This is a genomic window from Pseudomonas sp. LBUM1679 (assembly GCF_059695565.1).
The window spans coordinates 4,070,556-4,095,635 of record NZ_CP166774.1 but is presented as its reverse complement, the minus strand read 5'-3'; the positions used below and the strand labels follow the sequence as shown (position 1 = coordinate 4,095,635).

The following is a 25,080-nucleotide window of genomic DNA, read 5'->3' as shown; positions in this document are numbered from 1 at the left end:
AGGGAGCTTGCTCCCGCTGGGCTGCGAAGCGGCCCCCCGCATTCCTTCAACCAAATCTTGCCAGCAGGCATTGCGACTGCTGCGCAGCCGAGCGGGAGCAAGCTCCCTCGCCACAATGACCGGTCTGGTCGGTCCGCAAAGGCTGAATCAGTGTTACCTCAGTGAACCATTGGCGCCCCCGGTGCTCGAAGCAAACAGGTGTCACTTCAGGGACAAAGAGCCAGCCGATGCAGTTTCTAGACGATAGCCACGGATGTGCCGGCTGGAGCGGTGAAATGGCCGGGCGTATTCGTGCGTTCGACTGGAGCCTGACCGAGCTGGGGAGTATGGACGCTTGGCCCGCAAGCCTGTGCAGCGCAGTGCAGTTGATGCTCGCTTCGCCGCTGCCGATGGTGATGCTCTGGGGCCGCCCCGGTTACATGATTTATAACGATGCGTACTCGACGTTCGCCGGTGGCCGCCATCCTTACCTGTTGGGTTCCCCGGTGGAACTGGGCTGGCCGGAAGTGGCCGAGTTCAATCGACACGTGGTCGACACCTGCCTGGCGGGCGGCACGTTGTCCTATCGCAATAAAGAGCTGGTGCTGCTGCGCGACGGGATCCCCGAAGACGTCTGGCTGGAACTGTATTACAGCCCGGTGGCCGATGATGACGGCAAACCGGCCGGGGTCATGGCGATGGTGGTCGAGACCACTGATCACGTGATTTCCGAACGTCGCCGCCGGGCCGCCGAAGAGGCCTATCACGCCGACAATGAACGGGTGCGCCTGGCGCTCAATGCCGGCGCCTTGCTCGGCTCGTTCGTCTGGGACATCAAGGGCAATGTGCTGTCCGGCGACGAACGCTTCGCCCGCACCTTTTCCTACCCGGCCGAGCAAAACCTGGCCGACCTGCCAACGGACATCGCCCAGGCACAGATCCATCCCGATGATCGCAGTTGGGTTCAGGAACAGGTCAGTCAAGCGGTGGAAACCGGCGAACCCTTCAACGCCGAATACCGGGTCCTGCGCGCGGATGGCAGTTACCTGTGGGTGCAGGCAAGCGGCGGCTGCGAGTTCAACGAGCTGGGCGAACCCTTCCGCTTTCCCGGGGTGTTGATCGACATTCATGAACGCAAGACGGCCGAGGAATCCTTGCTCAGGTTCACCCGCAACCTGGAGCAGCGCGTCGCCGATGAAGTGGAAGCGCGGCTGACGGCCGAAGAGCAATTGCGTCAATCGCAGAAACTCGAAGCCATTGGCGGCCTTACCGGCGGCGTGGCCCATGACTTCAACAACCTGTTGCAGGTGATCGCCGGCAACCTGCATCTGCTGGCGCGGCATGAACCGGACAATGCCAACGTGCAGCGCCGGGTCAGTGCCTCGATTGCCGCGGTCGAGCGCGGCGCCAAGCTGTCCTCGCAACTGCTGGCGTTTGCCCGCCGCCAGCCCTTGTCCCCGGCAGTCTGCGATCCACGACAAATTTTCGACGGCCTGGCTGAGCTGTTGCAGCGGGCCCTGGGGGAAACCATCCAGATCAGCGTGACGGCACCTGAAGATGCCTGGCATCTGCATGTGGATCGCAATCAGCTGGAAAACGCCATCCTCAACCTGGCGATCAATGCCCGTGACGCGATGCAGGGCGAAGGCACCATCGAGCTGAGCGCCAACAATATTGCACTCGATGCCCGGTTTTGTGCGGGCAAGGGCATTGTGCCCGGCGATTTCGTCTGCGTTGCGGTGGCGGACAGCGGCGTCGGCATGTCACCCGAGGTGCTGGGGCACGCGTTCGAGCCGTTTTTCACCACCAAGGCCGATGGCCAGGGCACAGGGCTGGGCTTGAGCATGGTGTTCGGGTTCGTCAAGCAAAGCGGCGGGCATATCGACATGTCCAGTGTCCCGGGGCAGGGCACCCGGGTGCAGCTGTATTTCCCCCGCAGCCTGCGGCCGCTGCCCAGTGAATCAACCCTGCATGATCCCCAACAGCCAGGCGGCAACGAAACCGTGCTGGTGGTCGAGGATAACGAGGCGGTGCGCAGCGCGGCGGTCGAGTTGCTGCGCGAAGAAGGCTACCAAGTCCTGACCGCCGGGAACGGCGACACGGCCATGCAGATGTTGCTGGAAGGCGTGGCGGTGGACCTGATTTTCACCGATGTGGTCATGCCCGGCCTGATCAAGAGTTCGGACCTGGCCGCCTGGGCCAAGGTGCAGACGCCGCCGGTGCCGATCCTGTTCACCTCCGGCCACACCCGTGACATTATTTCGCGCAATCACCAGCTCAGCCCTGACACCTATCTGCTGAGCAAACCCTATGGTCCCGAGGCGCTCACCCAAATGGTCCGCGCGGTGCTCAATGGCTGAACACAGAACCCGACGGGTGAACACAAAACGTGACGGCTGAACACAAAACCCTGTAGGAGCTGGCTTGCCAGCGAAGGCGTCCTCACAGTCGATAACGATGTCGCCTGACACACCGCCTTCGCCAGCAAGCCGGCTCCTACAGGGGGTTCCGCGTACATCCATACCATTTCTATAAGGCTGCCTATGACCTCCAAGCGCACCTCCAACCCTCCCTCCGGCGTGGTCAGGGTGCGCGGCGCCCGGGAGCACAACCTCAAGAACGTCGACGTCGATATTCCCCGCGATGCGCTGGTGGTGTTCACCGGAGTGTCCGGTTCAGGGAAGTCCTCGCTGGCGTTCTCGACCCTCTACGCTGAAGCGCAACGCCGCTATTTCGAATCCGTGGCGCCTTATGCGCGGCGCCTGATCGATCAGGTCGGGGTGCCGGACGTCGACTCGATCGAAGGCTTGCCGCCCGCCGTGGCCTTGCAGCAACAGCGGGGCACGCCGAGTACGCGGTCGTCGGTGGGCAGCGTGACCACGTTGTCGAGCCTGATCCGCATGCTGTATTCCCGGGCCGGCAGCTATCCGCCGGGACAGCCGATGCTGTATGCCGAAGACTTCTCGCCCAATACACCACAGGGGGCGTGCGCGCAATGTCATGGCCTGGGCCGGGTGTACGAAGTCACCGAAGCCTTGATGGTCCCGGACCCGAGCCTGACCATCCGCCAGCGCGCAGTCGCCTCCTGGCCCATGGCCTGGCAGGGGCAGAACCTGCGGGACATCCTGGTGACCCTGGGCTACGACGTCGATAAACCCTGGCGCGATATGCCGAAAAAACAGCGCGACTGGATTCTGTTCACCGAAGACACACCGACGGTTCCGGTGTACGCCGGGCTCACGCCCGAAGAAACCAGCGTCGCGCTCAAGCGCAACATGGAACCCAGTTACCAAGGCACATTTACCGGCGCCCGGCGCTACATCCTGCACACCTTTACCCACTCCCAGAGTGCGCTGATGAAGAAGCGCGTGTCGCAATTCATGCTTGGCAGCCCTTGCCCTGTATGCGACGGCAAACGACTCAAGCGCGAGGCGTTGTCGGTGACCTTTGCCGGTTACGACATCGGTGAGCTGTCGCAGATGCCGTTACTGCAAGTGGCCGAAGTGTTGAAGCCGGTGGCGGCGCACAGTTACCTCGAACAGGCCGATGAGGCCGGCGAGGTGTTGACGCACCTGCAGACCCGGGAGGCCCGTGAGCAACGAGTGGCCCAGGGCGCCAGCGGTCACGCCAACGCGCCGGACGTGCGCCACACGCCCAACCTGTCGGTGGAAAAACGCCTGGCCGCGCAGCGGATCGCCCAGGATTTGCTGGAGCGGGTCAGCACCTTGACCGACCTGGGCCTCGGTTACCTGGCCCTGGAACGCAGCACGCCGACCTTGTCCTCCGGCGAGTTGCAGCGTCTGCGCCTGGCAACGCAATTGGGTTCGCAGTTGTTCGGCGTGATTTACGTGCTGGATGAGCCGTCGGCCGGTCTGCACCCGGCGGATGGCGAGGCACTGTTCGAAGCCCTGCAACGGCTCAAAGCCGCCGGCAACTCTTTGTTCGTGGTCGAGCATGACCTGGAAACCATGCGCCGCGCCGACTGGCTGATCGACGTGGGTCCGGAGGCTGGCGAGCATGGCGGCCGGATCCTCTACAGCGGACCGCCGCCAGGGTTGGCCGATGTCACTCATTCCCAGACTCGCGCCTACCTGTTCGCCGAGCAGGTCAGCCAGCCCCGGGTCAGTCGCCAGGCGAGCGACTGGCTGCGGCTGGAAGGCATCACCCGCAATAACCTGAATAACCTCGGCGCCGAGTTTCCGCTGGGCTGTTTCACGGCGGTGACCGGTGTGTCGGGTTCCGGCAAATCGAGCCTGGTCAGCCAGGCGTTGCTGGAGCTGGTGGGTGCGCATCTCGGGCGCGCGGCGAGTGACAGCGAGGCTGAAGCGTTGAGCCTGGAGGACGATGCGCCACAGGTCAGCGGCGGCCAGGTCACCAGTGGCCTGGCGTCGATCAAGCGTCTGGTGCAGGTCGATCAGAAGCCCATCGGCCGCACACCCCGCTCGAACCTGGCGACCTACACCGGGCTGTTCGACAACGTGCGCAAGCTCTACGCCGCCACTCCCCAAGCCCGGGCCGCTGGCTATGACGCCGGCCAATTCTCTTTCAACGTCGCCAAGGGACGTTGCGCGACGTGCGAAGGTGAAGGCTTTGTCAGCGTCGAGTTGCTGTTCATGCCCAGCGTCTACGCGCCGTGCCCGACCTGCCACGGTGCGCGCTACAACCCCGAAACCCTGGCGATCCTCTGGCAAGGTTTGAACATTGCCCAGGTGTTGCAGCTGACGGTGGACGGCGCGGTCGAGGTGTTCGCCGGGCAACCGGGGATCCGCCGCTCGCTGGAGGTCCTGCGCGATATCGGTCTGGGCTATCTGCGCCTCGGCCAGCCGGCGACCGAATTGTCGGGTGGCGAGGCCCAGCGGATCAAACTGGCCACCGAACTGCAACGCAACCAGCGTGGGGCGACCTTGTATGTGCTCGATGAACCGACTACCGGCCTGCATCCGCGGGATGTCGATCGCTTGCTCGAACAGTTGAATACGCTGGTGGCGGCGGGGCATACGGTGATCGTCGTCGAACATGAAATGCGCGTGGTGGCGCAGAGCGACTGGGTGATCGATATCGGACCGGGGGCGGGGGATCAGGGCGGGAAGATCGTGGTGGCGGGGACGCCGCAGAAAGTCGCCAAAAGCAAAAAGAGCCGGACGGCGGCGTTTTTGGCCAGGGTGCTGGGAGCTTGAATGTGTGGTGATTGTGCCGACGCCTTCGCGGGCAAGCCCGCTCCCACAGTGGATTGGTTTTGCCCACATTATTTGTGAACGACAAAGATCCCTGTGGGAGCGGGCTTGCCCGCGATGGCAATTTGTCAGGCGCCGTCGAGCGTGCGCCGGACCTTGTCGAGCAGCTCATTGATCTGGAACGGCTTGACCAGCATTTCCATGCGATCGCCCAGAAACACCTGACGGTTGATCGCGGTTTCGGCATAACCGGTCATGAACAGGATCGGCAACTTTTCCCGCCAGCCCCGCGCCACATCGGCCAGTTCGCGACCGCTCATGCGCGGCAGGCCGACGTCGGTCAGCAGCAGATCGATGGACTCGTCGTTCTGCAACCGCTCGAGAGCGCCCTCGATGTCGCCCACTTGCGAGCAGCGGTAACCGGCATCCACCAGCACTTCGGCGACAAACATCCGCACCGAGGGCATGTCCTCGACAATCAGCACATGTTCGCCGCAACCCTGTGGATCTACGCTGGACGACTGGTTTTCGCTGGCCATGAGGTTGGCACTGGCGGGCAACATGATGGTGACTTCGGTGCCGCGCCGGGCCACGCTGCGGATGTGTGCATCGCCGCCCGATTGCCGGGCAAAACCGTAGATGGTCGACAACCCGAGGCCAGTGCCCTGACCCAGCGGCTTGGTGGTGAAGAACGGATCGAACACCTTGCCGATCACACTGTGGTCGATACCGGTGCCGTCATCGCGTACCGCCAGGGCCACATACGCGCCATCGGCCAGATTGGGATCGCCGTGGGAATAGGCCGCATAGGTGCTGACCCATACATTGCCGCCCTGGGGCAACGCATCGCGGGCGTTGATCACCAGGTTGAGCACGGCGCTTTCGAGCTGGATCGGGTCGACCAGGGCGATCGCCGGTTTAGAGGTCAATTCCAGTTTCAGGGCGATGCGCTCGCCGATGGTTCGCACCAACAGTTCCTCGAGCGAACGCACATGCTCGTTGATGTCCACGGGCCGGGTGTCGAGGGGTTGCTGGCGCGCGAAGGCGAGCAGGCGATGAGTCAGGGAGGCGGCACTCATGGCCGAACTCAAGGCCGCTTCGGCGTAGAACTGAACCTTGTCGGTGCGCGAGGCCGCGATCCGTTTCTGGATCAACTCCAGGCTGGTGATGATGCCGGTGAGCAGGTTGTTGAAGTCATGGGCGATGCCGCCCGTCAGCTTGCCCAACGCATCCATCTTCTGCACTTGCAGCAGCTGGGCTTCGGTGCGTGCGCGTTCGGCGACTTCCTTGGCCAATTGGGTGGTGGCGTCGTCCAGCCGGGCCAGGTGCGAACGTTCGCGGTGCCGGTGTTCGGTGACATCCTCGACGAACACCAGGCTCAATTCCGGTGTGCGGTAGGGCGAAATCTGCCATTCGGTATCGCGGACCGCGCCCTGGACCCGCATGCTCAGGGTGCCTTTCCAGCGCTCGCCATAGGCCAGGCGCAGGCGCAGTTCGTCGATGATCGCGTCCTGGTCTTCGGCAAAGCACTCGCGCAGGGCGTCCGGATTGCGATTGTCCTGGATCATCTGCGCGAAGGCATGGTTGCATTCGTGAATTTTCAGCTCGGCGTCCAGCACGGCGATGGGCGCCGACACATTGACAAAGATTTCCCTGAACCGCGCCTCGCTGTCACGCAGGGCGTTTTCGGTTTCCCGCACGCGCAGCAAGGTGCGCAGGGTAGCCAGCAACACATCCGGGTCCACCGGGTGGATCAGGTAGGCATCGGCACCGGCGTCCAGGCCGGTGATGATGTCCCCGGTCTGGATCGAGGCCGCCGACACGTGAATCACCGGCAGCAGGGCGGTCACCGTCTCGGCGCGCAGTTTGCGCACGATGTCGAAACCGCTCATGTCCGGCAGATTGACGTCGAGGATCAACGCGTCGATGTTGACGCTGTCGATCAGCTCCAGGCCTTCGCCGCCGGTGCCGGCTTCCAGCACTTCATAGCCGTGGCGTTCCAGGCGCCGGCGCAGGGCGTAGCGGGTCGCGACATTGTCGTCGACGATCAGCAAGCGGATGTCACGTTTCATCGGCGGGCTCCATGGCGATGGCCAGCGGGATGATCACGAAAAAGGTCGAGCCCTTGCCCGGCGTACTCTGAACCCCGACTTCGCCACCCAGCAATGCCGCGAAGCGTTTGCACAAGGACAGTCCGAGCCCGGTTCCGCGAAGGCGTTTTTGCAAGGGTGAGTCCACCTGGGAGAAGTCTTCGAACAATGCGCCATGTAGCGCCGGGGCGATACCTATTCCGGTGTCGCTGACGGCGAAGCGCACGCGGTCGCTGCCCTCCAGCCGGGCCGAGACGCGGACTTCGCCGCGGGTGGTGAACTTCAATGAATTGGCAATGAAATTGCGCAGGATTTGCGCGAGCTTCTTGTCATCGGTGTAGAGCCTTGGCAAGCCCACCGGCTCTTCGAAAATCAGATCCACGGCACTGGCGTCGACAATCGGCCGGAACATGCCGCGCAGGGCGGCGAACAGGTCGAACATGTCGAACCAGGCCGGGAAAATGGTGATGCGCCCGGCTTCGATCTTTGCCAGGTCCAGCAGGTCGTCGACCATGTCGCTCAGCTCGCGGGCAGCGACGCTGACGAAGGCCACTTGCTTATGCTGCTCGGGGCTCAGGGGGCCGTCGAGTTCATCGGTCAGCAGACCGGTGATGCTCAGGATCGAGCCCAGTGGCGTGCGGAACTCATGGCTCATGTACGACAGGAATCGGCTCTTGAGGTCTGAGGCCTGGCGCAACTGTTCGGCCTGGATGTCCAGTTCGGCGTACAGCGCGAGCACCCCCTGGTTGGTTTCATCGAGCTCCTCGCGCAAGGCGCTGGCTTCACCCTGTAATTGCGCGATCAACGCGGCTTGTTCGTCAACCTGACTCATGGGTGTCTCAGCCATGGGTTGCCTCCAGAGCAATGACCAACACCGTCACATCGTCCCGTCCACGGCAGAAGTCGCGGTGCAGGATGGCGGCAATCACGGCCGGATGGCGGTACACCAGGCCGGGATAATCCTGCAGGTTCCAACGGGACTGCAGGCCGTCGCTGTACAGGATCAATAGCTGACCGTTCACCTGAGCATAGTCAAAGGGTTGGGCCTTTCGATACTGGCCGCCGACGATGCCGGGGTGGGAGGCCAGGCCGCGGGATCTGTCCGGTGCGATCAGGCTGCCGCCGATGTTGCCGATACCGACGAATCGCAGGGCATTGCCGTTGCCGTCGAACTGGGCGATGGCCAGGGCTCCGCCGCGGGTGCCGATCATGGCGCGGTGGATGTCTTCCAGCAGCAACAGCGGCGAGGTGAACGGCGTGCGGGCAAAAACGCTCTCGCCGGCGCGGGCGGCGCGCTCGGCTTCTTCGCCGTGACCGAGGCCGTCGATCACCAGGGCGCTGATGTGGGGGCCGTCAAATGCCAAATGCCAGACATCGCCACAGGCGGGGTCGTGGTGCAACGCATGCTGGCTGATGCCGATTCGTCGGTCCGGCGCCTTGTCGCTGCGCGGATAGAGCCGCGTCAGCAGCACGGCGCCTCGGGCGTCGGCATAGACATCGAACACTTGCGTCTGGCGCGATACCGCCCCAAGACCGATGCCCTGGGTGCCGCGGGTGGAAAAGCCGTCGGTCAGGCACGCGTGCACATCGAAGCCCTGACCGCGGTCGACGGCAAGTATCTCGATCCCGGCACCTGAAGCTCGCGGCAGGACTCTCAGGTGCAATTCGCCGTGGGTGGCGTGCTTGAGAATGTTGCTGGCAAGCTCGGTGGCCACCAGTGCCACGCGTCCGGCATCGGTGGCGTCGAAGCCGTGTTGTTCCGCCAGTTGCTGTGCGGTGCGTCGTGCGTGACCGATCTGGCTGCTGTCTTCGATCGGTAGCACTTGGGTCATTGACCCGCCCATGTTCACGTCCATCGGGCGATCGTTATGCGAGTGCCTTTGCCGGGCGTGGTTTGCAGTTCGAATTCTTCCACCAGGCGCCTGGCACCGGTCAGGCCCAATCCCAGGCCGCTGCCGGAGGTCCAGCCGTCGGTCATTGCCAGTTTGATGTCGGCGATGCCGGGGCCCTCGTCACGAAAGGTCAGGCGCAGGCCGCAGCGGGAGTTCTCGTCGAGAATTTGCCAGTCCATGTCGCCACCGCCGCCATAGACCATGGTGTTGCGCGCCAGCTCGCTGACGGCGGTCACCAGCTTGGTCAGGTCGATCAGGCGCATGCCGCACTCTTGGGCAAGCTTGCGCGCCAGTTGCCGGGCCAGCACCACGTCTTGCTCGATATGAATCGGATGAGTGCCGCTGCGGCGTACGGTCATTGCTCGTGTACTCGTGCCTGCAGCAGTTTCATCCCGCGTTCGACATTCAGCGCCGTGCTGACGCCGGGCAGGGTCAGGCCGAGCTCGACCAGGGTGATGGCCACCGCCGGCTGCATGCCGACCAGCACGGTCTGGGCGTCCATGATTTTCGACAGTCCGGAAATGGTGCCGATCATTCGGCCGATGAACGAGTCAACCATGTCCAGCGCCGAGATATCGATCAGCACGCCGCGGGCGGAGGTGCGGCTGATGCGCTCGGACAGGTCGTCCTGAAGGGTCAGGGCCAGTTGGTCATGCATGTCGACCTGAATGGTCACCAGCAGGAAGTCGCCCATTTGCAAGATCGGAATGCGCTCCATCGGCTCACACCGCCTTGCTGACGGTGATTCCCAGGCGAGTCAGGGCCAGTTTCAGGGCGTCGGCCAGGTTGGCCTTGGTGACCACGCCTTGCAGGTCCAGCCCCAGGTGCACGATGGTCTGGGCGATCTGCGGCCGTACGCCGCTGATGATGCAATCGGCACCCATCAGGCGAATCGCGGTGACGGTCTTGAGCAGGTGCTGGGCCACCAGGGTGTCGACGGTCGCCACGCCGGTGATATCGATGATGGCGATTTCCGAGCCGGTTTCGACGATCCGCTGCAACAGCGATTCCATCACCACCTGGGTACGTTGCGAGTCGAGGGTGCCGATCATCGGCAGCGCCAGCACGCCATCCCAGAGCTTGACCACCGGTGTCGACAATTCCAGCAGCTCTTCCTGCTGGCGCTTGATCACCGCTTCCCGAGACTTCTGGAAGGTGCGGATGGTGTGCATGCCCAGGGCGTCGAGCAGTTCGGAAACCGCCCAGAGTTGCTCGGCCAGCAACGCAGGACTGTCCTGGTAATGATTTTGCAGAAGCGCAAACATCGGGCCTTTGAGGGCGAAGATGAAACTGGCGGTCTGGTGCGAGTCCTGGCCGAGCAGGGCACGGCTATGGGAGAGTTGTTCGAGGAACTGGCGAATCTCGTCCCAGCCGGAGGACGCGACGTTCTGGTCGTTGCCGCGTTCGAGGCCGGCAATGACTTGTTGCAGGAAATCCGACGTGTCCTGTTTCAAGTCCTGCTCTTTGAGGTAGCGGGTGGCGCCGCTGGCCTCGAGGCCTTTCGACCATTCGGCAAGCAGTTGAGTCCGGTTCGTTTTCATCGCATCGAGTGTGCTGGTTTGCAGTGCCGCCATGGGACTTTGACTCCTTGGAAAGTGTGGCCGATTCTCCAAATATTGATCGGCACAAAACAGTGACATTTGCCGTACATAATAGTTGTTCGTTTCTGACAGGTTTTTTTCATTCGATGTGCATGAACGTAGGAGCTGCCGAAGGCTGCGATCTTTTGATGTTGATTTTTTTTCGGTCCGAAATGATCAAGATCAAAAGATCGCAGCCTGCGGCAGCTCCTACAGAAACGGCGATGGAACGTTGTCCCGTGAAAGGCCTCGAAATTACAGGGCCGATTGTTTAGGCCGCGCACTGGCAGTGACGAACGAGGTACTTATGAAAGACGAACCGATGACACAGGAGCAGGACCAGACGGGGGCACCGGTCAAACGCAATGATCCGGCGATTGACCCGCAGACGCCGGCCGAACCGGGTGGGCAGGATCAGGGACAAACCGCGAAGCCGGAAAGTGCCGACGAGGCGGTCGACCAGAAGAATCGCCATACCGATAACGACAATGAATTCAGCCCCGGCTTCAAACCGAATCCGGACCGGCCCAAACCCAGCGATGACACCGATGCCGATATTGACACCGATGGCGGTTAGATCGAATCGGACACTAAAAAAGGCCCCATCCATGGATGTAACGCCGCTCATTTAAACGAATGGGGTCCACTGTAGGAGCGAGCTTGCTCCGGGCGGCGTTCCGACGATGGTCGTCAACGATAACGCGCGCTGTCTGGCTAAACGCGGTGCTCTTGAGGCCATCGCGAGCAAGCTCGCTCCTACAGCTGCGTTATTTATTTGGATGAGCCGCCTGCAGTTTTTTCGCCATGTCCAGATGCTTCTCCAGTGCCGGCAACATTTTTTGCGCGAAACCTTTAAGTTCCGTGGCCCCTTTGACTTTGTCGTCCGTCACTGTGTTGGCTTCTTTCTTGAACAGTTTAATGGTGTCTTCGTGCGCCTTGACCTGATTGTTGGCATAGGCTGCATCGAAGGATTCATCGCGCATGTCGAGGATTTTTTCCTTGGCCTGTTTCACCAGGGTCGTGCTGTCGGGCACCTTGATGTCATTCGCTTTAGCCAATGCCGCCAGTTCATCGTTCGCCTTGGAATGATCGGTGATCATCATGTTGGCGAATGCCTTGATGTCGGCCGATGAGCTTTTTTCCAGGGCCAGTCGGCTGGTTTCGATCTCGGCGATGCCGCCCGCAGCCGCACTGTCGACGAAGTCATTGGAGGTGGCAGCGCAGGCCATGCCCATGCTGGTGCTCAAGGCAACGGCCAGAGTGAGGTGGCGCAGGGTAAATCCGTCCATTGGTTATTCTCCACACAGGTTTTCTTGGGCGATCGAATGATCGTTAAGCAGTGGAGGGCGACGGACGGCCAAAGGTTTTATCGCTTTATCGACAGGACGACGAACGGACACCGCTGGTCTGATAGGCGGTCGACAGAACCCGTCAACCAAGGCCATTCTGATAGTTGGTGAACGCAATCGATCGCGTTTGCCACCGATCAACAAACGGAGGTGTTCCATGCCGGTGACCCATGACCTTTATCAGGACCTGAAACTATCAAAGGAAGAGATCCAGCAAAAACGCACCAAGGATCCGTTACTGGATTCACTGATCAACAAGTATTCGCAGGCGGACGCGGAGGTAGTGAAAGCCGAGACCGCCCAGTCTGACGCACCCAGCGATGACGCACTGAAGAAGCTCAAGGAGAAGCGCGTGCTGGTCAAGAACCAGATCGTCGACCGACTTCAGACGCCGTCCTGACCCTCGGACCCCGCCACCGACGACTGGTGGCTGAAAAATTGGAACGGTGATAGATACCGGCACCTCGAATGATCAGAGTCCGAATCGACGGCTCATGCGAGGTGCCCCAATGACTGACCCCACTGTCTCCAGTAGCCAAAAGTACCCCAGCGAAGAACAGGGTGGCTACGATCCCATCCCGACCGATCCCGAACCCTTGAGCCCAGGGCGCACGACCATCAATCCCGAAGATGAACCGGGCATTGATGAACTGCCGGACAATGAAGGCGCGATCCCCATGGACCAGGACGATGGCACTGACCTCGACCGGGAGCGGGTACGTGAAGAAACCGACAATGCGGTGCGCGACGACGAGATGGATCCCCGATAATTCGGCCACCACAATCCCCTGTGGGAGCGAGCTTGCTCGCGAATGCGGTCTTCCAGTCGATAAAGAGGTCGGCTGAAACATCGCTTTCGCGAGCAAGCTCGCTCCCACATTGTTTTGTGGTGTCTATCACAACCAGTCCCCCTGCTCGCACGGTTGCACTTACGCGGCGACTCTTGTCGAAGCCAGGTGTTGCAGCGCCATTTTCCGCAAGGCCTGCAACGACGCTGCCGACTCACGATCGATGCGTCGCTTGAGCAGCAGGCGATTGGCAATGCGCATGGCCAGGCCGCTGAATTGATATTCCAGGGTGCGGACGAACCGCGTGCCGTCACCCTCGGCCCGGCACTCGTAGGTCACGACCAGCGACAGACCGTTATCGCCCCGCGCCCGAGCGCTCCAGCGGCGTCCCGGCAAATACTCCTCCACCACCCAGCGCAAGTGCCCGTCGCGTCCGCCCGCTCGAATGTCTTCCTCGAACCGCGACCCGGCATGCAACGGCCCGTCCAGGCCATCGATCTTGAGGGAGGAGGGGTGCCATTGCGGCCAACGGGTCACGGTGCTGGCATAGGCGAGCACGGCAATCGGATTGGCGGCAATGTCGATCTGATGCTGCATGCGGGTCATGGGGATTCTCGTCGAGTGCAGGGGGATCGGCTCCGGTTCCCAATAAAGGGTGCCGAACAGGTAGTCCATGAGTGGGAAAACGATGTTGAAATTGCACCCCTGCATCAGCTCGCGGCGGTGATGCAGTTCATGCAGACGGCGCATCTGCCTGATCCACGGCAGGCGGGTGACCGGATTGCCCGGGGGCAGGTGTTCGCAGGCATGGAACACTTCATAGGCCAGGTACCCGAGGACCAGGCAGCCAGCGGCCAACCCGCCGACGTTGGCATCGACGTGTGAGAGCAGCCACCAGAGGGGCAGGGTGATAACGACCGTGTGTACCACGATCAGCCAGGCCGGAAACAGAATCACTCGCCAGTCGCAGGCTCTGTCGCAGGTCATGTGGCCGGGGGTAAAGAAACTGTGATGGTCGCCGGCATGTCGGGCATAAAACATCCGTGCGAAGCTTTTTTTGTGATGGCCAAGATGGCGATGTACCCCGTATACGCCAAAGCTGAAGAGCAACAGGGCCAGCGGCACCGCCAGCCATTGCAACGGCTGTACCTGATGCACGGTGCTCCAGAACCCGGCGATGGCGAATACCCCGAACAGCAGCACAAAGGCGCCATGCAGCCACGGATTATAGAGCGGATGAATCCCGGCGCGATAACGGCTGCGGAATGCTGCGGTGGTTTGCCTCACTGCGATTACCTGTGATTATTGTTATCAATAACCAGCAGATTAGCCGATCTCGCGGTTTCGGCCGCGCGAACCTTGAGGCCACAAGCGCCATGTTCCGGTGCAAACGGGACTCAGGCCAGCGGGTTCCAGCGTTGCGACCAGTCATCGTCGGACTGGATGACTTCGCGCAACAGATCGAAGGCCCGCTGCAGTGTCGCCGAGTCGCGGTCGCGGGAGTAAACCAGATAGGTCGGGTAATTGAATTCCGGGGCTTTTGGCACTTTTTCCAGGACGCCGCTTTCCAGGTAACTCTGGACGACCCGGGTACGGAAATAGCCGCTGCCGCCGTTTTCCAGAATGTATTGCAAGCCCAGTGGGCCGAGGTTGAAGCTCAAGGCGGCCCGGGCCTTTTCCGGCAGCGCGGCATCGTGCTGGCGACGGAAGTCCGGGCCCCAGTCGATGTACACATAGGGATCGGGTCTTGCGGCGAGTCGTACCAGGACCAGCTTTTCTTCCAGGACCTGCTCGACTTGCAGGCGCGGCCAATACTCGGGCTGGTAGACCAGCGCCGCGTCCAGAACCCCCAGTTCCAGTTGGCGCAGCAGGTTCTCACCGTCACGGATTTCCATGCGCAGGGCATGGCCGGGAATCCTCTTGCGCAGTTCGCCGGCCCAGCTGAGCATCAGCGGGTTGCACAGACTGACTTCGCCACCGATGTGCAGCACGTCGTGGTAACCCTCGGGCAACGGCAGGTCCCGGCGTGCGGCCTCCCAGGTTTCCACCAGCTGATTGGCGTAGACCACAAAGGCCTCGCCGTTCGCGGTCAGGCGAGCGCCGGCGCGGTTGCGCACGAACAGCGTGCTGCCCAGCTGGCTCTCGAGCTTCTGCACGCGCGCGGTGATCGCGGTCTGGGTGACGTGAAGTTTTTCAGCCGCCGCGGCGAGGCTGCCGTGGCGGACGATTTCCAGAAAGGTGCGGGCGAGATCGATGTCCATGGGCAGGCCGGTGGGGGAGGAGCGCCATTGTAAGAGCACCGCTCACCTTGTGGCGAGGGAGCTTGCCTGTGGCGAGGGAGCTTGCTCCCGCTGGGGCGCGAAGCGGCCCCCGGCGTCCATGCAGACAGACCTAGTTGCCTGGTTTTACGACTGCTTCGCAGCCGAGCGGGAGCAAGCTCCCTCGCCACAGGCAAGCCCCACACCACAGGTGTTCATCGTTGCGGCCGCTATCGATGTCTGCATTCAAAACGCAAAACACGAACAACCAAACGCCCCCCAGAACCCGGCGAAATCGCTGACCGGCGCCGACGACAACCGCGCCCGTTCATGGCGATGGGCATGCACCGCACAAGCCCCCACACACTGGTGAACCTGCGCCGTGAGCGGCGCCAGCGGTTTCCAGTGGCCCGGCACGTTAACCACCGGTGACCACTCGGGCACCACAGGCACCGCAGGCGGCCCGAGTTTTTCAAACTCGACGCTGCCGTAGACAATCTTGCCGTCGACAATGGTCAGCACCGACTCGATCCACTTCACGGCTTCGTCTTCGATGTGGAAATAGTCCGCCGACAGCGCAATCAGGTCCGCCAGTTGCCCGACCTTGATCTGCCCTTTCTTGCCCTGCTCGGAGGAGAACCAGGCGCTGCCGTGGGTGAAGAGTTCCAGCGCGGTGTCGCGGCTCAAGCCTTGCGGGTAGAGCTCCAGCCCACCGACGGTGCGGCCGCTGACCAGCCAGTAGAGTGAAGTCCAGGGGTTGTAGCTGGACACCCGCGTGGCGTCCGTGCCCGCGCCAACCGGGATGCCTTCGGCGAGCATGCGCGCAATGGGCGGCGTGTGTTCGGCGGCCTTGGCGCCGTAGCGGTCGACGAAGTATTCGCCCTGAAACGCCATGCGATCCTGGATGGCAATGCCGCCACCCAGCGCTTTGACGCGCTCGATGTTCTGCGGGGTGATGGTTTCGGCATGGTCGAAGAACCATGGCAAGCCGTCGAACGGGATGTCGCGATTAACCTTCTCGAACACGTCGAGCATGCGGCTGATGGATTCGTTGTAGGTGGCGTGCAGGCGGAACGGCCAGCGCTGTTCCACCAGGTGCCGTACCACCGGTTCCAGTTCCTGCTCCATGGTTTGTGGCAGGTCGGGGCGTGGTTCGAGGAAGTCTTCGAAGTCCGCCGCCGAGAACACCAGCATTTCCCCGGCGCCGTTATGGCGCAGGAAGTCATCGCCCTGGCCGTAGCGGGAGGTGCCGGTCCAGGTCTTGAAGTCGGCCAGCTCTTCCTTGGGTTTCTGGGTGAACAGGTTGTAGGCGATGCGCACCGTGAGCTGCCGGTCTTTGGCCAGTTGCTGGATGACCTGGTAGTCGTCCGGGTAATTCTGATAACCGCCACCGGCATCGATGGCGCTGGTGACCCCGAGGCGATTGAGCTCGCGCATGAACTGGCGGGTCGAGTTGACCTGGTATTCCAGCGGCAGCTTCGGTCCCTTGGCCAGGGTCGAGTAGAGAATCATTGCATTTGGGCGGGCGATCAACAGGCCGGTCGGATCGCCATTGGCGTCGCGCTGGATTTCACCGCCCGGCGGATTCGGCGTGTCACGGCTGTAGCCAACCACCTTCAATGCGGCGCGGTTGAGCAGGGCGCGGTCGTAGAGGTGCAGCACGAACACCGGGGTGTCCGGCGCGGCCTTGTTCAGTTCATCGATGGTTGGCAGGCGCTTTTCGGCGAACTGGAACTCGTTCCAGCCACCCACCACACGCACCCATTGCGGCGTCGGCGTGCGGTCCGCCTGGTCCTTGAGCAGGCGCAGCGCATCGGCCAGCGACGGCACGCCTTCCCAGCGCAGTTCGAGGTTGTAGTTCAAGCCGCCGCGGATCAAGTGCAGGTGCGAGTCGTTGAGGCCGGGAATCACCGTGCGCCCGTGCAGGTCGACGATTTGCGTGCCGGGACCTTGCAGGGCCATGGCCTGGGCATCGCTGCCGACCACCACGAAGCGGCCATCCTTGATCGCGACGGCACTGGCCTGGGGCTTCTTGCGGTCAACCGTGTGCAGGCGTCCGTTGTACAGAATGAGGTCGGCCGGGGCATCGGGCATGGTTTTACTCCCTGCTAGCAGTGGGCTGATCCAGGCACCGACGGCACCTGCCGAAAGGCCTTGCAGTACACGTCGGCGGTTGAAGCCGTCGTGGTCGTCAGGTGGGCTCATGGCAATGCTCCGCGCAAAGGCTCTTAAAAAAGCGAGGGCAAACAGCCGATGGCTGACGCATGCGGCCAGAAGGAATATAGACCGCAATTGCGCAGGTAGCTGCTTTCCAAAAGCGCAAAACGACGAATCCCGCCACGAGGGGCGGGATTCGTTTGCAGCCAGGCGTGCCCCCGAAGGAAGGGGGGCGACGTGCTTAGGCCGGGAACAGCTCGGACAATTTCATGGCCAGCATCATGTCGCCTTCGGCGCGCAGTTTGCCGCCCATGAAGGCTTGCATGCCGTCGGTTTCGCCGCTGACGATGCCTTCCAGGGTTTCGCCGTCCATCACCAGGGTCACCTGGGCGTCCGGGTTTTCACCTTCTTGCAGTTCGCAGGTGCTGTCCTTGACGATCAGCGAGAAGTGCTTGGTGTCGTCGATGCGGAAACCGAATACCAGGTCCAGACCGGCAGCGGCGGCTGGGTTGAACTTGGCTTTCATTGCTTGTACGGCATCAGCTACGGAGGTCATGGTTCGATCCTTTCTTGGGTAATTAGAGCTGGGTGGTTACAGCCAGGGTCACAATAGTCCGGACTCAGCGAAACGTGATGAGTTCCGGGGCCCTCAACAGCTGCAAGTGCGCCTGACTGTTGAAAGAAGACAGTGCCACCTCGCGCCCACGAAACTTCAGCAGGTTGAGCGAGGTGTTGACGATTTGCCAGTTCAGTTCGAATGCCTGCCTTGCCGGCATTTGCGTAATGAGGTGGAGCAGGGCAGTGATGGTGCCGCCCGAGGTGAACACGGCGATCTTCTGGGTGTTGTCGGCCTGTTCGAGTATGCGCTGCAGACCGGCTTGTACCCGTTCTACAAACCCCAGCCAGCTTTCCAGCCCGGGTGTGTCATAGCTCCCGGCCAGCCAGCGCTCGATGATCAGGGCGAAGATGCGCTGGAACTCGGCGCGGTTTTGCGTGGCATTGCGCAGGATGTCCAGCGCTTCGGGTTCGTCTTCCAGCATGGCTGGCAGCAGCGCGCGGATCACCGCGTCGGCGTCGAATTCGTTGAAGGCGCAATCGGTTTCTACAATCGGCACCGGCAGGCCCACGGCAGCGAACTGTTCCAGTGCGCTGTTGGCCGTGTGTTGCTGCCGACGCAGGTCGCCCGAGAGGCAGCGGTCGAAGCGGATGCCCAACCCGGCCAGGTGTTGGCCGAGGACTTCTGCCTGGCGTATACCGGTCGGCGACAGGACGTCATAGTCGTCTGCACCAAAGGAGGCCTGGCCATGTCGAATCAAATAGATACTGCCCACGTCCGCATCATCCCGGTACGTTGAAGGTCCGGCGAGGTTATGAGGATGACGGTGAGCTGTCAATGAAAAAACATACGCTTGTTTGAAATGCCCCTGACAGGCTGTTGCCGAAGGTTTCACGGCTGGCCGCCGGGCCGGCGCATGGGTATGCTGGGGGTATCGCGCGCGCGTTTATGCAGCGCATCGTATTGAAGGAGTCATTGTGGAGTTTTTTGCCGAGTTCGCCGTTTTCCTGGCTAAAACCGTGACACTGGTGATCGCCATCCTGGTGGTGATGGCCAGTTTTGCGGCATTGCGCAGCAAAGGTCGACGCAAAACCGCCGGCCAGTTGCAGGTCAGTAAACTCAATGATTTTTACAAAGGGCTGCGCGAGCGCCTGGAGCAAACCTTGCTCGACAAGGACCAGCTCAAGGCCCTGCGCAAGGTCGAAGCCAAATCCGAGAAAAAGCAGAAGAAAAAGCCCGAGGCCAATAAGCCCCGGGTGTTCGTGCTCGATTTTGACGGCGACATCAAGGCCTCGGCCACGGAAAGCCTGCGCCATGAAATCACCGCGTTGCTGACCCTGGCCACGCCCAAGGATGAAGTGGTGCTGCGTCTGGAAAGCGGTGGCGGCATGGTCCACAGCTATGGCCTGGCATCCTCGCAACTGGCGCGCATTCGCGACGCCGGTGTGCCGTTGACCGTGTGCATCGACAAGGTGGCCGCCAGCGGCGGTTACATGATGGCGTGCATCGGCGAGAAGATCATCAGCGCACCCTTTGCCATCCTCGGCTCGATCGGCGTGGTGGCGCAGTTGCCGAACGTCAACCGTCTGCTGAAAAAGCACGACATCGACTTCGAGGTCCTGACTGCCGGCGAATACAAACGCACCCTGACCGTGTTTGGCGAAAACACCGAGAAGGGCCGGGAGAAGTTTCAGGAAGACCTGGACATCACCCATCAGCTGTTCAAGAACTTTGTCTCGCGCTACCGCCCGCAACTGGACATCGATAAGGTCGCCACCGGTGAAATCTGGCTGGGCGTCGCGGCGATGGACAAGCAACTGGTCGACGAACTTAAAACCAGCGACGAATACCTTGCCGAACGTGCGAAGAAGTCCGAGCTGTTTCATTTGCACTACGCCGAGCGCAAAAGCCTGCAGGAACGCATCGGCATCGCCGCCAGCGGTTCGTTGGACCGTGTACTGTCGACCTGGTGGAGCCGTTTGACTCAGCAACGTTTCTGGTAATGACAATCGAGGGCGCCTTGCTACTGAGTTCAGTGACAAGGCGCTCTTCTCATCGACATTTGCTGATACAACGCCTTCGCGAGCAGGCTCCCACAATGACTACTGTTGATTCGAATCAAGTGCGGTAATTATATATTTTAAAGCCTTATAATTCAGATGGTTTGCTTTGACAGTTCATCGGTTATTCAAGCTTTTATAAAGAAATACTCAACGTTAATCTGATTGTTCCAGTCAGTTTAAGGTTGAATCAACATGAATATAAAAACGGATAACACGCCGCTACCGGCCATGACGCCAGAGCAGCAGGGCGTGTTCTTTTCGATGATTAAACAACAGGCACCCTCTTGGGTACTTGAGTCTTCCACTGAGATACGTAGTGCCCTGCGCAATAGCCTGATGGCCAGCTTCCGGACTAGAAGTGTGGTGGCTGAGGCTTTACGCGGATTAAAATCGCCTGAACGCTTTTGCGCGCCCTTGCTGGCCAAGGCCATGTCCGACAAACTGCACTATTCATTGAATATAGAAGGCGTGGTTTTTCAACACATACGCTCCACGTCCAGCCTGCTCGGATTGAGGAAAAAGCTCATTACGCCAATCGATCGCGATCTGTTGATGGCAGCCTGTGAGAACTTCGAGTCCAGCGAAACGCGACCAGGTAACTATCACGACAGCTCATTGATTTATATTCCCAAACGCGTAAATGGCCGTTCCAGCAAGACTTTATCGATCCAGCCCCATGAGTTTGCGCAACTGTGTCGGACGCTGGACTTGGGTAAGCAGTATCAGGCTCACATCAAGGCCTTGTTTGGCACTCAACCGCTGAGCGATAAATACGTAGCGTGCGTAAAAGACCAGTTTGAAGTCGACCTGCATATCGCTTTCATGAAGAAACACGTCAGTGCTGATGTGTACAGCATGCTGAAGTCGGTCAAGGATGGCACTTCACCGATCAAACTGGGTAAAAACACGCTAGGTTATCAAGGTCTGGAGTTGCTTCAGGTCAAACTGCACGGTGCGTTGTTTATTGGCCCTGTCAGTAAACAGGCAGACGATGATTACCGATGCGTGGTGTACCTGCCGGGTGATCCATTGCACCCTCTGAAAGAATACGTATCGTTTAAAAAATTTGAGTCGGAACTGAGCAAACGCCTGCGAACCGAAGATTTTCGCAAGTTTTTCATGGGGTTCATCTTGCTGAAAGACCGTCCAGGTTTTCACTCGGCGCTGGATACCCGGCTGTTATCGCGCAAAACGCCGCCACTTCCTACGGAAAGTATCTATGTGCCGGTCGAAGGCTTCAATCTGCAGCATGACTTGTTCCTGACAATGTTTAACCAACGTAGCGCCCAAGTGAGCGCTGATGCGCGATTGCTGGTAGTGCCAACGGATGACGAGGATGAGAAAACCCGCCTGGACAGGCTGGAGACCTATAAGACCATAGGCCTCAACACGCTGCTGTTTTTCTCCTCCTTCGTTCCGGTTGTGGGCGAAGTGATGTTTGCCGTGGCGGGGGTTCAATTGCTGGGGGAGGTTTACGAAGGCATTGAAAGTTGGTCCCGTGGCGAACAGGAAGAAGCCACGGACTATCTATTCGATATTATCGAAAACCTTTTTCTGATGACGGCAACGGCGGCTGCCACCGCCGCGGTGGGCAAGGGGTTCAGGGCAGTGAAGTCTTCAGCTTTTATCGGTCGATTGAGATCCGTCGCGGTGGGGTCCGGCTCCGCCCGCTTATGGAAACCCGATCTGCGACCCTATCGCCATTACTCGCCCGTGCCGCGCAGTCTCCCGACCAATGAGCAAGGTCTCGTCACCTGGCGCGACCGTCAGTATTTGCGAACAGGGACGGCGACCTATGCCATGCGCCCGATGCAAGGCACCGGCCTGTGGAAGATCGAGCATCCAGGGTCAACTGAACGCTATTCACCCGTGATGGAAACCAACGGCGCCGGGGCATGGCGCCACGATTCCGAACTGCCAGGAGATTGGAGTCTGCTGACGTTGTTTAGACGCCTGGGCTATCGCGATGAAGATCTGTCGGACATTCAGGGATTACAGATTCTTGCCGCCAGTGGTCTCGACGAACAGCTGTTGCGACAGCTGTATCTGGACCGCAGCAAGCCCATGGCTACGCTGGTCGACATGGTTCGGCGCTTTCGCGCGGACAAGGAGGTCAGCCGCTTCATTGAACAGATGCGCCTGCCGTCTTCCGCGCCACAGGCTGACGCCGACCTGCAGTTGCACCTGCTGACCTCCGTGGGCAATTGGCCTCGGGAGGCGAGCGTCAATATTACCAATGTCGGAGGAGAGGTCAGGCGTTACGGGAGCGCTTCGGCTTCCCGGAAAATAAACATCGCAGAGGACCTGTTTCACAAGGGACAGTTCTATCCAGCGCTGCTCAAGGCTCTGGACACTCAAGAGCGGACGCGCCTGCTTGGCTTGACGACTACAGACGAAACCCTGCAGACACAAGCCTTGGTCAAACTGATTTCCGAGCAATCGGAAGGCCAGAAATTACCGCTCTTTGCCCGGGTCTATCAGCGCTCCGATGTCATCACCGAGGCGAAGGCCGCGCCTATCCGGGAGAAGTTTGCGCAACTGCCTGCCAGTGTCGCCGATGAACTGGTGCAGAACGCCGACGTCAGTGAATGGCAGGAACTCGAAGATGGAAAAGTGCCGTTGCGCCTGGACGAAGAAGCGCGGCGGTATGCACAGATCATGCGCCTGAACCGGGCCTATGAAGGACTGTATCTGGACGCTGCCAGCGGGCTGGATACGGACCGATTGGTGCTCAATACCGTCAAGCATCTGCCGGGCTGGCCTAATGATGTGTTTGTCCAGATCGAGGAAAAGGCGGTGCATTCGCAGGAAAAGGCCAGCATTGGTTCGAGCGATGCGGTGCACAAACTTTTCCTCGAGGCCTACCCTGACCGTTATAAAGCTGCTGATGCCGATGACAAAGTCCTGTCCGCACACCTGAAGCGCACCCGCGCGCATTTTTTTCAAACGCTCTGGGAAGGTTTGCCCATCGATACGCGAAAAGTGCTGGGGGTCGAAACAAATGATGCCGGCGTAGAATTGAGGAAAAAAATCACGGCGCTGGCATTGCGGCGGCGAGACGCGATCGCACAGGCCATCGGTATCGAGTCGGTACGCGTGGCTTATCGCTCACCCATGGGGCTGGCTGATCGATTGGCAAAAACAGCTACCTTGCTGGGGCTTCCTCCTTCGAACGATCTTTCGACACGGTCGCCGGTGCTGGTGCAGCGTGCTCAGGAGCTCTATCCGTCTCACGCGCCAGCCCAAATTGAACGCTTTCTGGCGACATTGGGTGCCGACGAAGTACACGCCATCAGAGCGCTTGAAGGGCTTCGCCAGGAAATTCAGACCATCCGTTATGCCCTGGAGCAATGGGTCCATCGCGAGACTCACTACCAGGAAAGCAACGGTCCCAGGCTCAAGGTGCCTGAACACAGCAAGGGACGTGCGGCCCAGTCGATTCTGCGCGCTTGGCGCAAGGAGGGTGGTTTCACGCCCGGCAGCTCGGAAATGCATTACAGCCTGAGTTTAGATGCGCAACCGCTGGGGGATCTGCCAGTGATTGTCGGTAATTTCAGCCACATCGACACGCTGGTGATGGATAAGGTCGGGACCAGTGCCGGACTGACCGCGTTCCTGCGCAATTTTACCCAGTTGCGCACATTGAGCCTGGCTGGCAATCAGCTGACCCGAATCCCTCAGGCGATCGGGGCCATGCCACGGTTGACGCACCTGGATTTGAGCGATAACCAGATCAATCTGACACCGGAAACCATTAGCTTGCTGGGCGCCAGGGATCATCTGCACAGCCTTAATTTGAGTTTCAACCCGGCGCTTGGCAGTACTCCAACCGTCAGCGCCCTGGGACAATTACGCCACCTTGCGTTGCGCGGAACGGGGATTGTCGATTGGCCGGTCGGGGTCAACGATCTTGCCGAGTTGCAGACGCTGGACTTGCGCGACAACCTCATCACGCAAATCCCTGAGCCGGTTTTCAAGGCTCGATCCGCGTTGAACCGCGGCACCAACGTTGATGGCAATCCACTTTCGGCTTCAAGCGTGCGCAAAATTGCCGCCTATCAACAATCCAGTGGCATCAATCTGGGCGTCCTGGCTGTCGATTACCGTCATCTTGCTGCAACTGAGCCGGATCTGGCCAGACGCGGCTCAATCTGGATGAGCGGGCTCACCGGTGCTGAATTGACTCGCAGACAAACGCTTTGGAACTCATTGTCGGCTTACCCGTGGTCCAGGGATTTTTTCCATCTGCTCGCGCAACTGCGCGACACCGCCGACTTTAATCGGCTGCAGACCGACTTGAGTCGACGGGTGTGGGACGTACTGGACGCGGCCGGCGATGACGACGCGTTACGCCGTGTGCTGTTTCAAAGGGCTCGAACCGGGCGAGTCAGTGCCGAGGACGCTTCGGGTCTGTTTAGCGATATCGAGGTGAGGGTCTTGTACTATCGAGCCGTGCTTGCGGCACGCACTGGAACTCGTACGCTCGAAGGAGAGCTGGTCCGCTTGGTGAGAGGCCTGTTTCGACTGCAGGTGGTGGAACGGCAAGCCATGGCCGAGATCGGCCGTCGCGTGCTATCCGGATCCTTCAGTCGCGCCCAGGCTCAGGAACTCAGCCTGATTTACCGTATAAGGCTAGCGGCGCGCCTGGCTCTGCCTGCCCAGCCAAGAGAAATGAATTTCGTACGCGATGTCGACGTTTCCCCCGAAGAGCTTGAGGACGCGTATCAGGAGGTGGTCAAAGCTGAAACCGGCGCGGCACTGTTGGCTTCTATCAACACCCAAGGGTTTTGGTACGAATACCTGCTGGCGACCTACCCACACGAATTCCGCGCCATTACCGTGCGCTGCGCTGAAGCTTTTGTACAACTTGAGGCGCAGGTCGAGCTGACGCGTGCCGCCGCTACCCAGCGTATGAACGCGATCATCGAAAACTATAAAAACGAGACCGAAGAATTACTCAGGCGTTTGACCACTGAAGCCTTGGGCAGGCATCCAGGTCTGGCGCAACCCGCCGTCGAGGTGGCTGAATCCTGAATATTGCCACGCAGCGACACTGAAGGCAGCGAAACCGGGTGAAGCCCGGTTTCGTCATCCCGCAAGGTAGCTTTCTTAGTGTATTGAAGATTTTTCCGATCCGGTTACGAGCCCTTTCCTGCTTTCCACTCATCCGCGGGCGGTTAATGTACAGGACCTC

General features: G+C 60.5%; 19 protein-coding genes. 7 read left to right on the top strand and 12 right to left on the bottom strand.

The genetic code is table 11. The features are described from left to right. The first annotated feature begins 227 nt into the window (after window positions 1-227). Together ACA062_RS18510 and ACA062_RS18505 are read left to right on the top strand one after the other, a co-directional pair. The gene (locus tag ACA062_RS18510; RefSeq protein WP_497452396.1) at window positions 228-2,339 is read left to right on the top strand and encodes a hybrid sensor histidine kinase/response regulator; all 2,112 of its coding nucleotides are present in this window, start codon (window positions 228-230) and stop codon (window positions 2,337-2,339) included. A 183-nt stretch (window positions 2,340-2,522) separates the two neighbouring features. Beyond that, the gene (locus ACA062_RS18505; protein ID WP_497452395.1) at window positions 2,523-5,156 is read left to right on the top strand and encodes an excinuclease ABC subunit UvrA; all 2,634 of its coding nucleotides are present in this window, start codon (window positions 2,523-2,525) and stop codon (window positions 5,154-5,156) included. A gap of 125 nt (window positions 5,157-5,281) precedes the next feature. Here ACA062_RS18505 and ACA062_RS18500 read toward each other — a convergent pair whose 3' ends face one another. The 6 genes from ACA062_RS18500 to ACA062_RS18475 are packed head-to-tail and all read right to left on the bottom strand — an operon-like array spanning window position 5,282 to window position 10,709. Continuing rightward, window positions 5,282-7,225, bottom strand: a complete 1,944-nt coding sequence (locus ACA062_RS18500; RefSeq protein WP_497452394.1) for a PAS domain-containing hybrid sensor histidine kinase/response regulator — start codon at window positions 7,223-7,225, stop codon at window positions 5,282-5,284. Beyond that, window positions 7,215-8,090: a sensor histidine kinase gene (locus ACA062_RS18495; protein WP_497452393.1), complete on the bottom strand. Its 876-nt coding sequence runs from the start codon at window positions 8,088-8,090 to the stop codon at window positions 7,215-7,217. Before ACA062_RS18495 ends, ACA062_RS18500 begins: the two co-directional genes overlap by 11 nt. After that, the gene (locus ACA062_RS18490) at window positions 8,083-9,099 is read right to left on the bottom strand and encodes an ATP-binding protein (RefSeq protein ID WP_497452392.1); all 1,017 of its coding nucleotides are present in this window, start codon (window positions 9,097-9,099) and stop codon (window positions 8,083-8,085) included. The genes ACA062_RS18495 and ACA062_RS18490 overlap by 8 nt, the downstream gene beginning before the upstream one ends. After that, window positions 9,090-9,494, bottom strand: a complete 405-nt coding sequence (locus tag ACA062_RS18485; protein WP_497452391.1) for an anti-sigma regulatory factor — start codon at window positions 9,492-9,494, stop codon at window positions 9,090-9,092. The genes ACA062_RS18490 and ACA062_RS18485 overlap by 10 nt, the downstream gene beginning before the upstream one ends. After that, complete coding sequence (locus ACA062_RS18480) at window positions 9,491-9,853, bottom strand: STAS domain-containing protein (protein ID WP_497452390.1); 363 nt, start codon at window positions 9,851-9,853, stop codon at window positions 9,491-9,493. Before ACA062_RS18480 ends, ACA062_RS18485 begins: the two co-directional genes overlap by 4 nt. A gap of 4 nt (window positions 9,854-9,857) precedes the next feature. After that, window positions 9,858-10,709 carry an STAS domain-containing protein gene (locus ACA062_RS18475; protein WP_497452389.1) on the bottom strand — a complete coding sequence of 284 codons (852 nt, stop codon included), beginning with the start codon at window positions 10,707-10,709 and terminating at the stop codon, window positions 9,858-9,860. Window positions 10,710-11,022: 313 nt separating this feature from the next. On the opposite strand from ACA062_RS18475, the gene ACA062_RS18470 reads away from it, so the two are divergent. Beyond that, window positions 11,023-11,292 (top strand): hypothetical protein, encoded by a 270-nt coding sequence (locus ACA062_RS18470; RefSeq protein ID WP_497452388.1) that lies wholly within the window; start codon window positions 11,023-11,025, stop codon window positions 11,290-11,292. A gap of 190 nt (window positions 11,293-11,482) precedes the next feature. Here the strand turns inward: ACA062_RS18470 and ACA062_RS18465 are convergent, their stop codons facing one another. Then, on the bottom strand, window positions 11,483-12,004 hold the full coding sequence (locus ACA062_RS18465; RefSeq protein ID WP_497452387.1) for a DUF4142 domain-containing protein: 522 nt from the start codon (window positions 12,002-12,004) through the stop codon (window positions 11,483-11,485). Window positions 12,005-12,221: 217 nt separating this feature from the next. Between ACA062_RS18465 and ACA062_RS18460 the strand changes: the two genes are divergently transcribed. Together ACA062_RS18460 and ACA062_RS18455 are read left to right on the top strand one after the other, a co-directional pair. Further along, window positions 12,222-12,464: a hypothetical protein gene (locus tag ACA062_RS18460; protein ID WP_497452386.1), complete on the top strand. Its 243-nt coding sequence runs from the start codon at window positions 12,222-12,224 to the stop codon at window positions 12,462-12,464. A 109-nt stretch (window positions 12,465-12,573) separates the two neighbouring features. Beyond that, entirely contained in the window at window positions 12,574-12,834 is a 261-nt protein-coding gene (locus ACA062_RS18455) for a hypothetical protein (RefSeq protein ID WP_497452385.1), read from the top strand. A gap of 159 nt (window positions 12,835-12,993) precedes the next feature. On the opposite strand, the gene ACA062_RS18450 is transcribed toward ACA062_RS18455, so the two are convergent. The 5 genes from ACA062_RS18450 to ACA062_RS18430 all read right to left on the bottom strand — a co-directional run bounded on the left by ACA062_RS18450 (window position 12,994) and on the right by ACA062_RS18430 (window position 18,598). Then, window positions 12,994-14,139, bottom strand: coding sequence for a sterol desaturase/SRPBCC family protein (locus ACA062_RS18450; RefSeq protein ID WP_497452384.1), 1,146 nt, complete (start codon window positions 14,137-14,139; stop codon window positions 12,994-12,996). Window positions 14,140-14,249: 110 nt separating this feature from the next. Then, a complete protein-coding gene (locus tag ACA062_RS18445) occupies window positions 14,250-15,113 on the bottom strand; it encodes a LysR family transcriptional regulator (protein ID WP_497452383.1) in 864 nt (287 codons plus the stop codon). Window positions 15,114-15,356: 243 nt separating this feature from the next. Beyond that, window positions 15,357-17,204, bottom strand: coding sequence for an amidohydrolase (locus ACA062_RS18440; RefSeq protein ID WP_497457452.1), 1,848 nt, complete (start codon window positions 17,202-17,204; stop codon window positions 15,357-15,359). 304 nt (window positions 17,205-17,508) lie between these two features. Then, window positions 17,509-17,823, bottom strand: a complete 315-nt coding sequence (locus tag ACA062_RS18435; RefSeq protein WP_497452382.1) for an SCP2 sterol-binding domain-containing protein — start codon at window positions 17,821-17,823, stop codon at window positions 17,509-17,511. Between the two features lie 64 nt (window positions 17,824-17,887). Further along, window positions 17,888-18,598, bottom strand: coding sequence for a histidine phosphatase family protein (locus ACA062_RS18430; RefSeq protein WP_497452381.1), 711 nt, complete (start codon window positions 18,596-18,598; stop codon window positions 17,888-17,890). Between the two features lie 202 nt (window positions 18,599-18,800). Here ACA062_RS18430 and sohB point away from each other — a divergent pair, with 202 nt between their 5' ends. Then, window positions 18,801-19,826, top strand: coding sequence for a protease SohB (gene sohB / locus ACA062_RS18425; protein WP_497452380.1), 1,026 nt, complete (start codon window positions 18,801-18,803; stop codon window positions 19,824-19,826). A gap of 252 nt (window positions 19,827-20,078) precedes the next feature. Continuing rightward, a complete protein-coding gene (locus ACA062_RS18420) occupies window positions 20,079-24,920 on the top strand; it encodes an NEL-type E3 ubiquitin ligase domain-containing protein (protein ID WP_497452379.1) in 4,842 nt (1,613 codons plus the stop codon). Window positions 24,921-25,080 lie beyond the last annotated feature (160 nt).

Excerpts from the sequence above, each read along its gene's own strand:
- ACA062_RS18510 (WP_497452396.1), top strand. The coding sequence starts at position 228 with ATGCAGTTTCTAGACGATAGCCACGGATGTGCCGGCTGGAGCGGTGAA.
- ACA062_RS18500 (WP_497452394.1), bottom strand. The coding sequence starts at position 7,225 with ATGAAACGTGACATCCGCTTGCTGATCGTCGACGACAATGTCGCGACC.
- ACA062_RS18490 (WP_497452392.1), bottom strand. The coding sequence starts at position 9,099 with ATGGACGTGAACATGGGCGGGTCAATGACCCAAGTGCTACCGATCGAA.
- ACA062_RS18470 (WP_497452388.1), top strand. The coding sequence starts at position 11,023 with ATGAAAGACGAACCGATGACACAGGAGCAGGACCAGACGGGGGCACCG.
- ACA062_RS18455 (WP_497452385.1), top strand. The coding sequence starts at position 12,574 with ATGACTGACCCCACTGTCTCCAGTAGCCAAAAGTACCCCAGCGAAGAA.
- ACA062_RS18445 (WP_497452383.1), bottom strand. The coding sequence starts at position 15,113 with ATGGACATCGATCTCGCCCGCACCTTTCTGGAAATCGTCCGCCACGGC.
- ACA062_RS18465 (WP_497452387.1), bottom strand. The coding sequence starts at position 12,004 with ATGGACGGATTTACCCTGCGCCACCTCACTCTGGCCGTTGCCTTGAGC.
- ACA062_RS18505 (WP_497452395.1), top strand. The coding sequence starts at position 2,523 with ATGACCTCCAAGCGCACCTCCAACCCTCCCTCCGGCGTGGTCAGGGTG.
- ACA062_RS18495 (WP_497452393.1), bottom strand. The coding sequence starts at position 8,090 with ATGGCTGAGACACCCATGAGTCAGGTTGACGAACAAGCCGCGTTGATC.
- ACA062_RS18475 (WP_497452389.1), bottom strand. The coding sequence starts at position 10,709 with ATGGCGGCACTGCAAACCAGCACACTCGATGCGATGAAAACGAACCGG.
- ACA062_RS18485 (WP_497452391.1), bottom strand. The coding sequence starts at position 9,494 with ATGACCGTACGCCGCAGCGGCACTCATCCGATTCATATCGAGCAAGAC.
- ACA062_RS18440 (WP_497457452.1), bottom strand. The coding sequence starts at position 17,204 with ATGCCCGATGCCCCGGCCGACCTCATTCTGTACAACGGACGCCTGCAC.
- ACA062_RS18460 (WP_497452386.1), top strand. The coding sequence starts at position 12,222 with ATGCCGGTGACCCATGACCTTTATCAGGACCTGAAACTATCAAAGGAA.
- ACA062_RS18420 (WP_497452379.1), top strand. The coding sequence starts at position 20,079 with ATGAATATAAAAACGGATAACACGCCGCTACCGGCCATGACGCCAGAG.
- ACA062_RS18435 (WP_497452382.1), bottom strand. The coding sequence starts at position 17,823 with ATGACCTCCGTAGCTGATGCCGTACAAGCAATGAAAGCCAAGTTCAAC.
- ACA062_RS18480 (WP_497452390.1), bottom strand. The coding sequence starts at position 9,853 with ATGGAGCGCATTCCGATCTTGCAAATGGGCGACTTCCTGCTGGTGACC.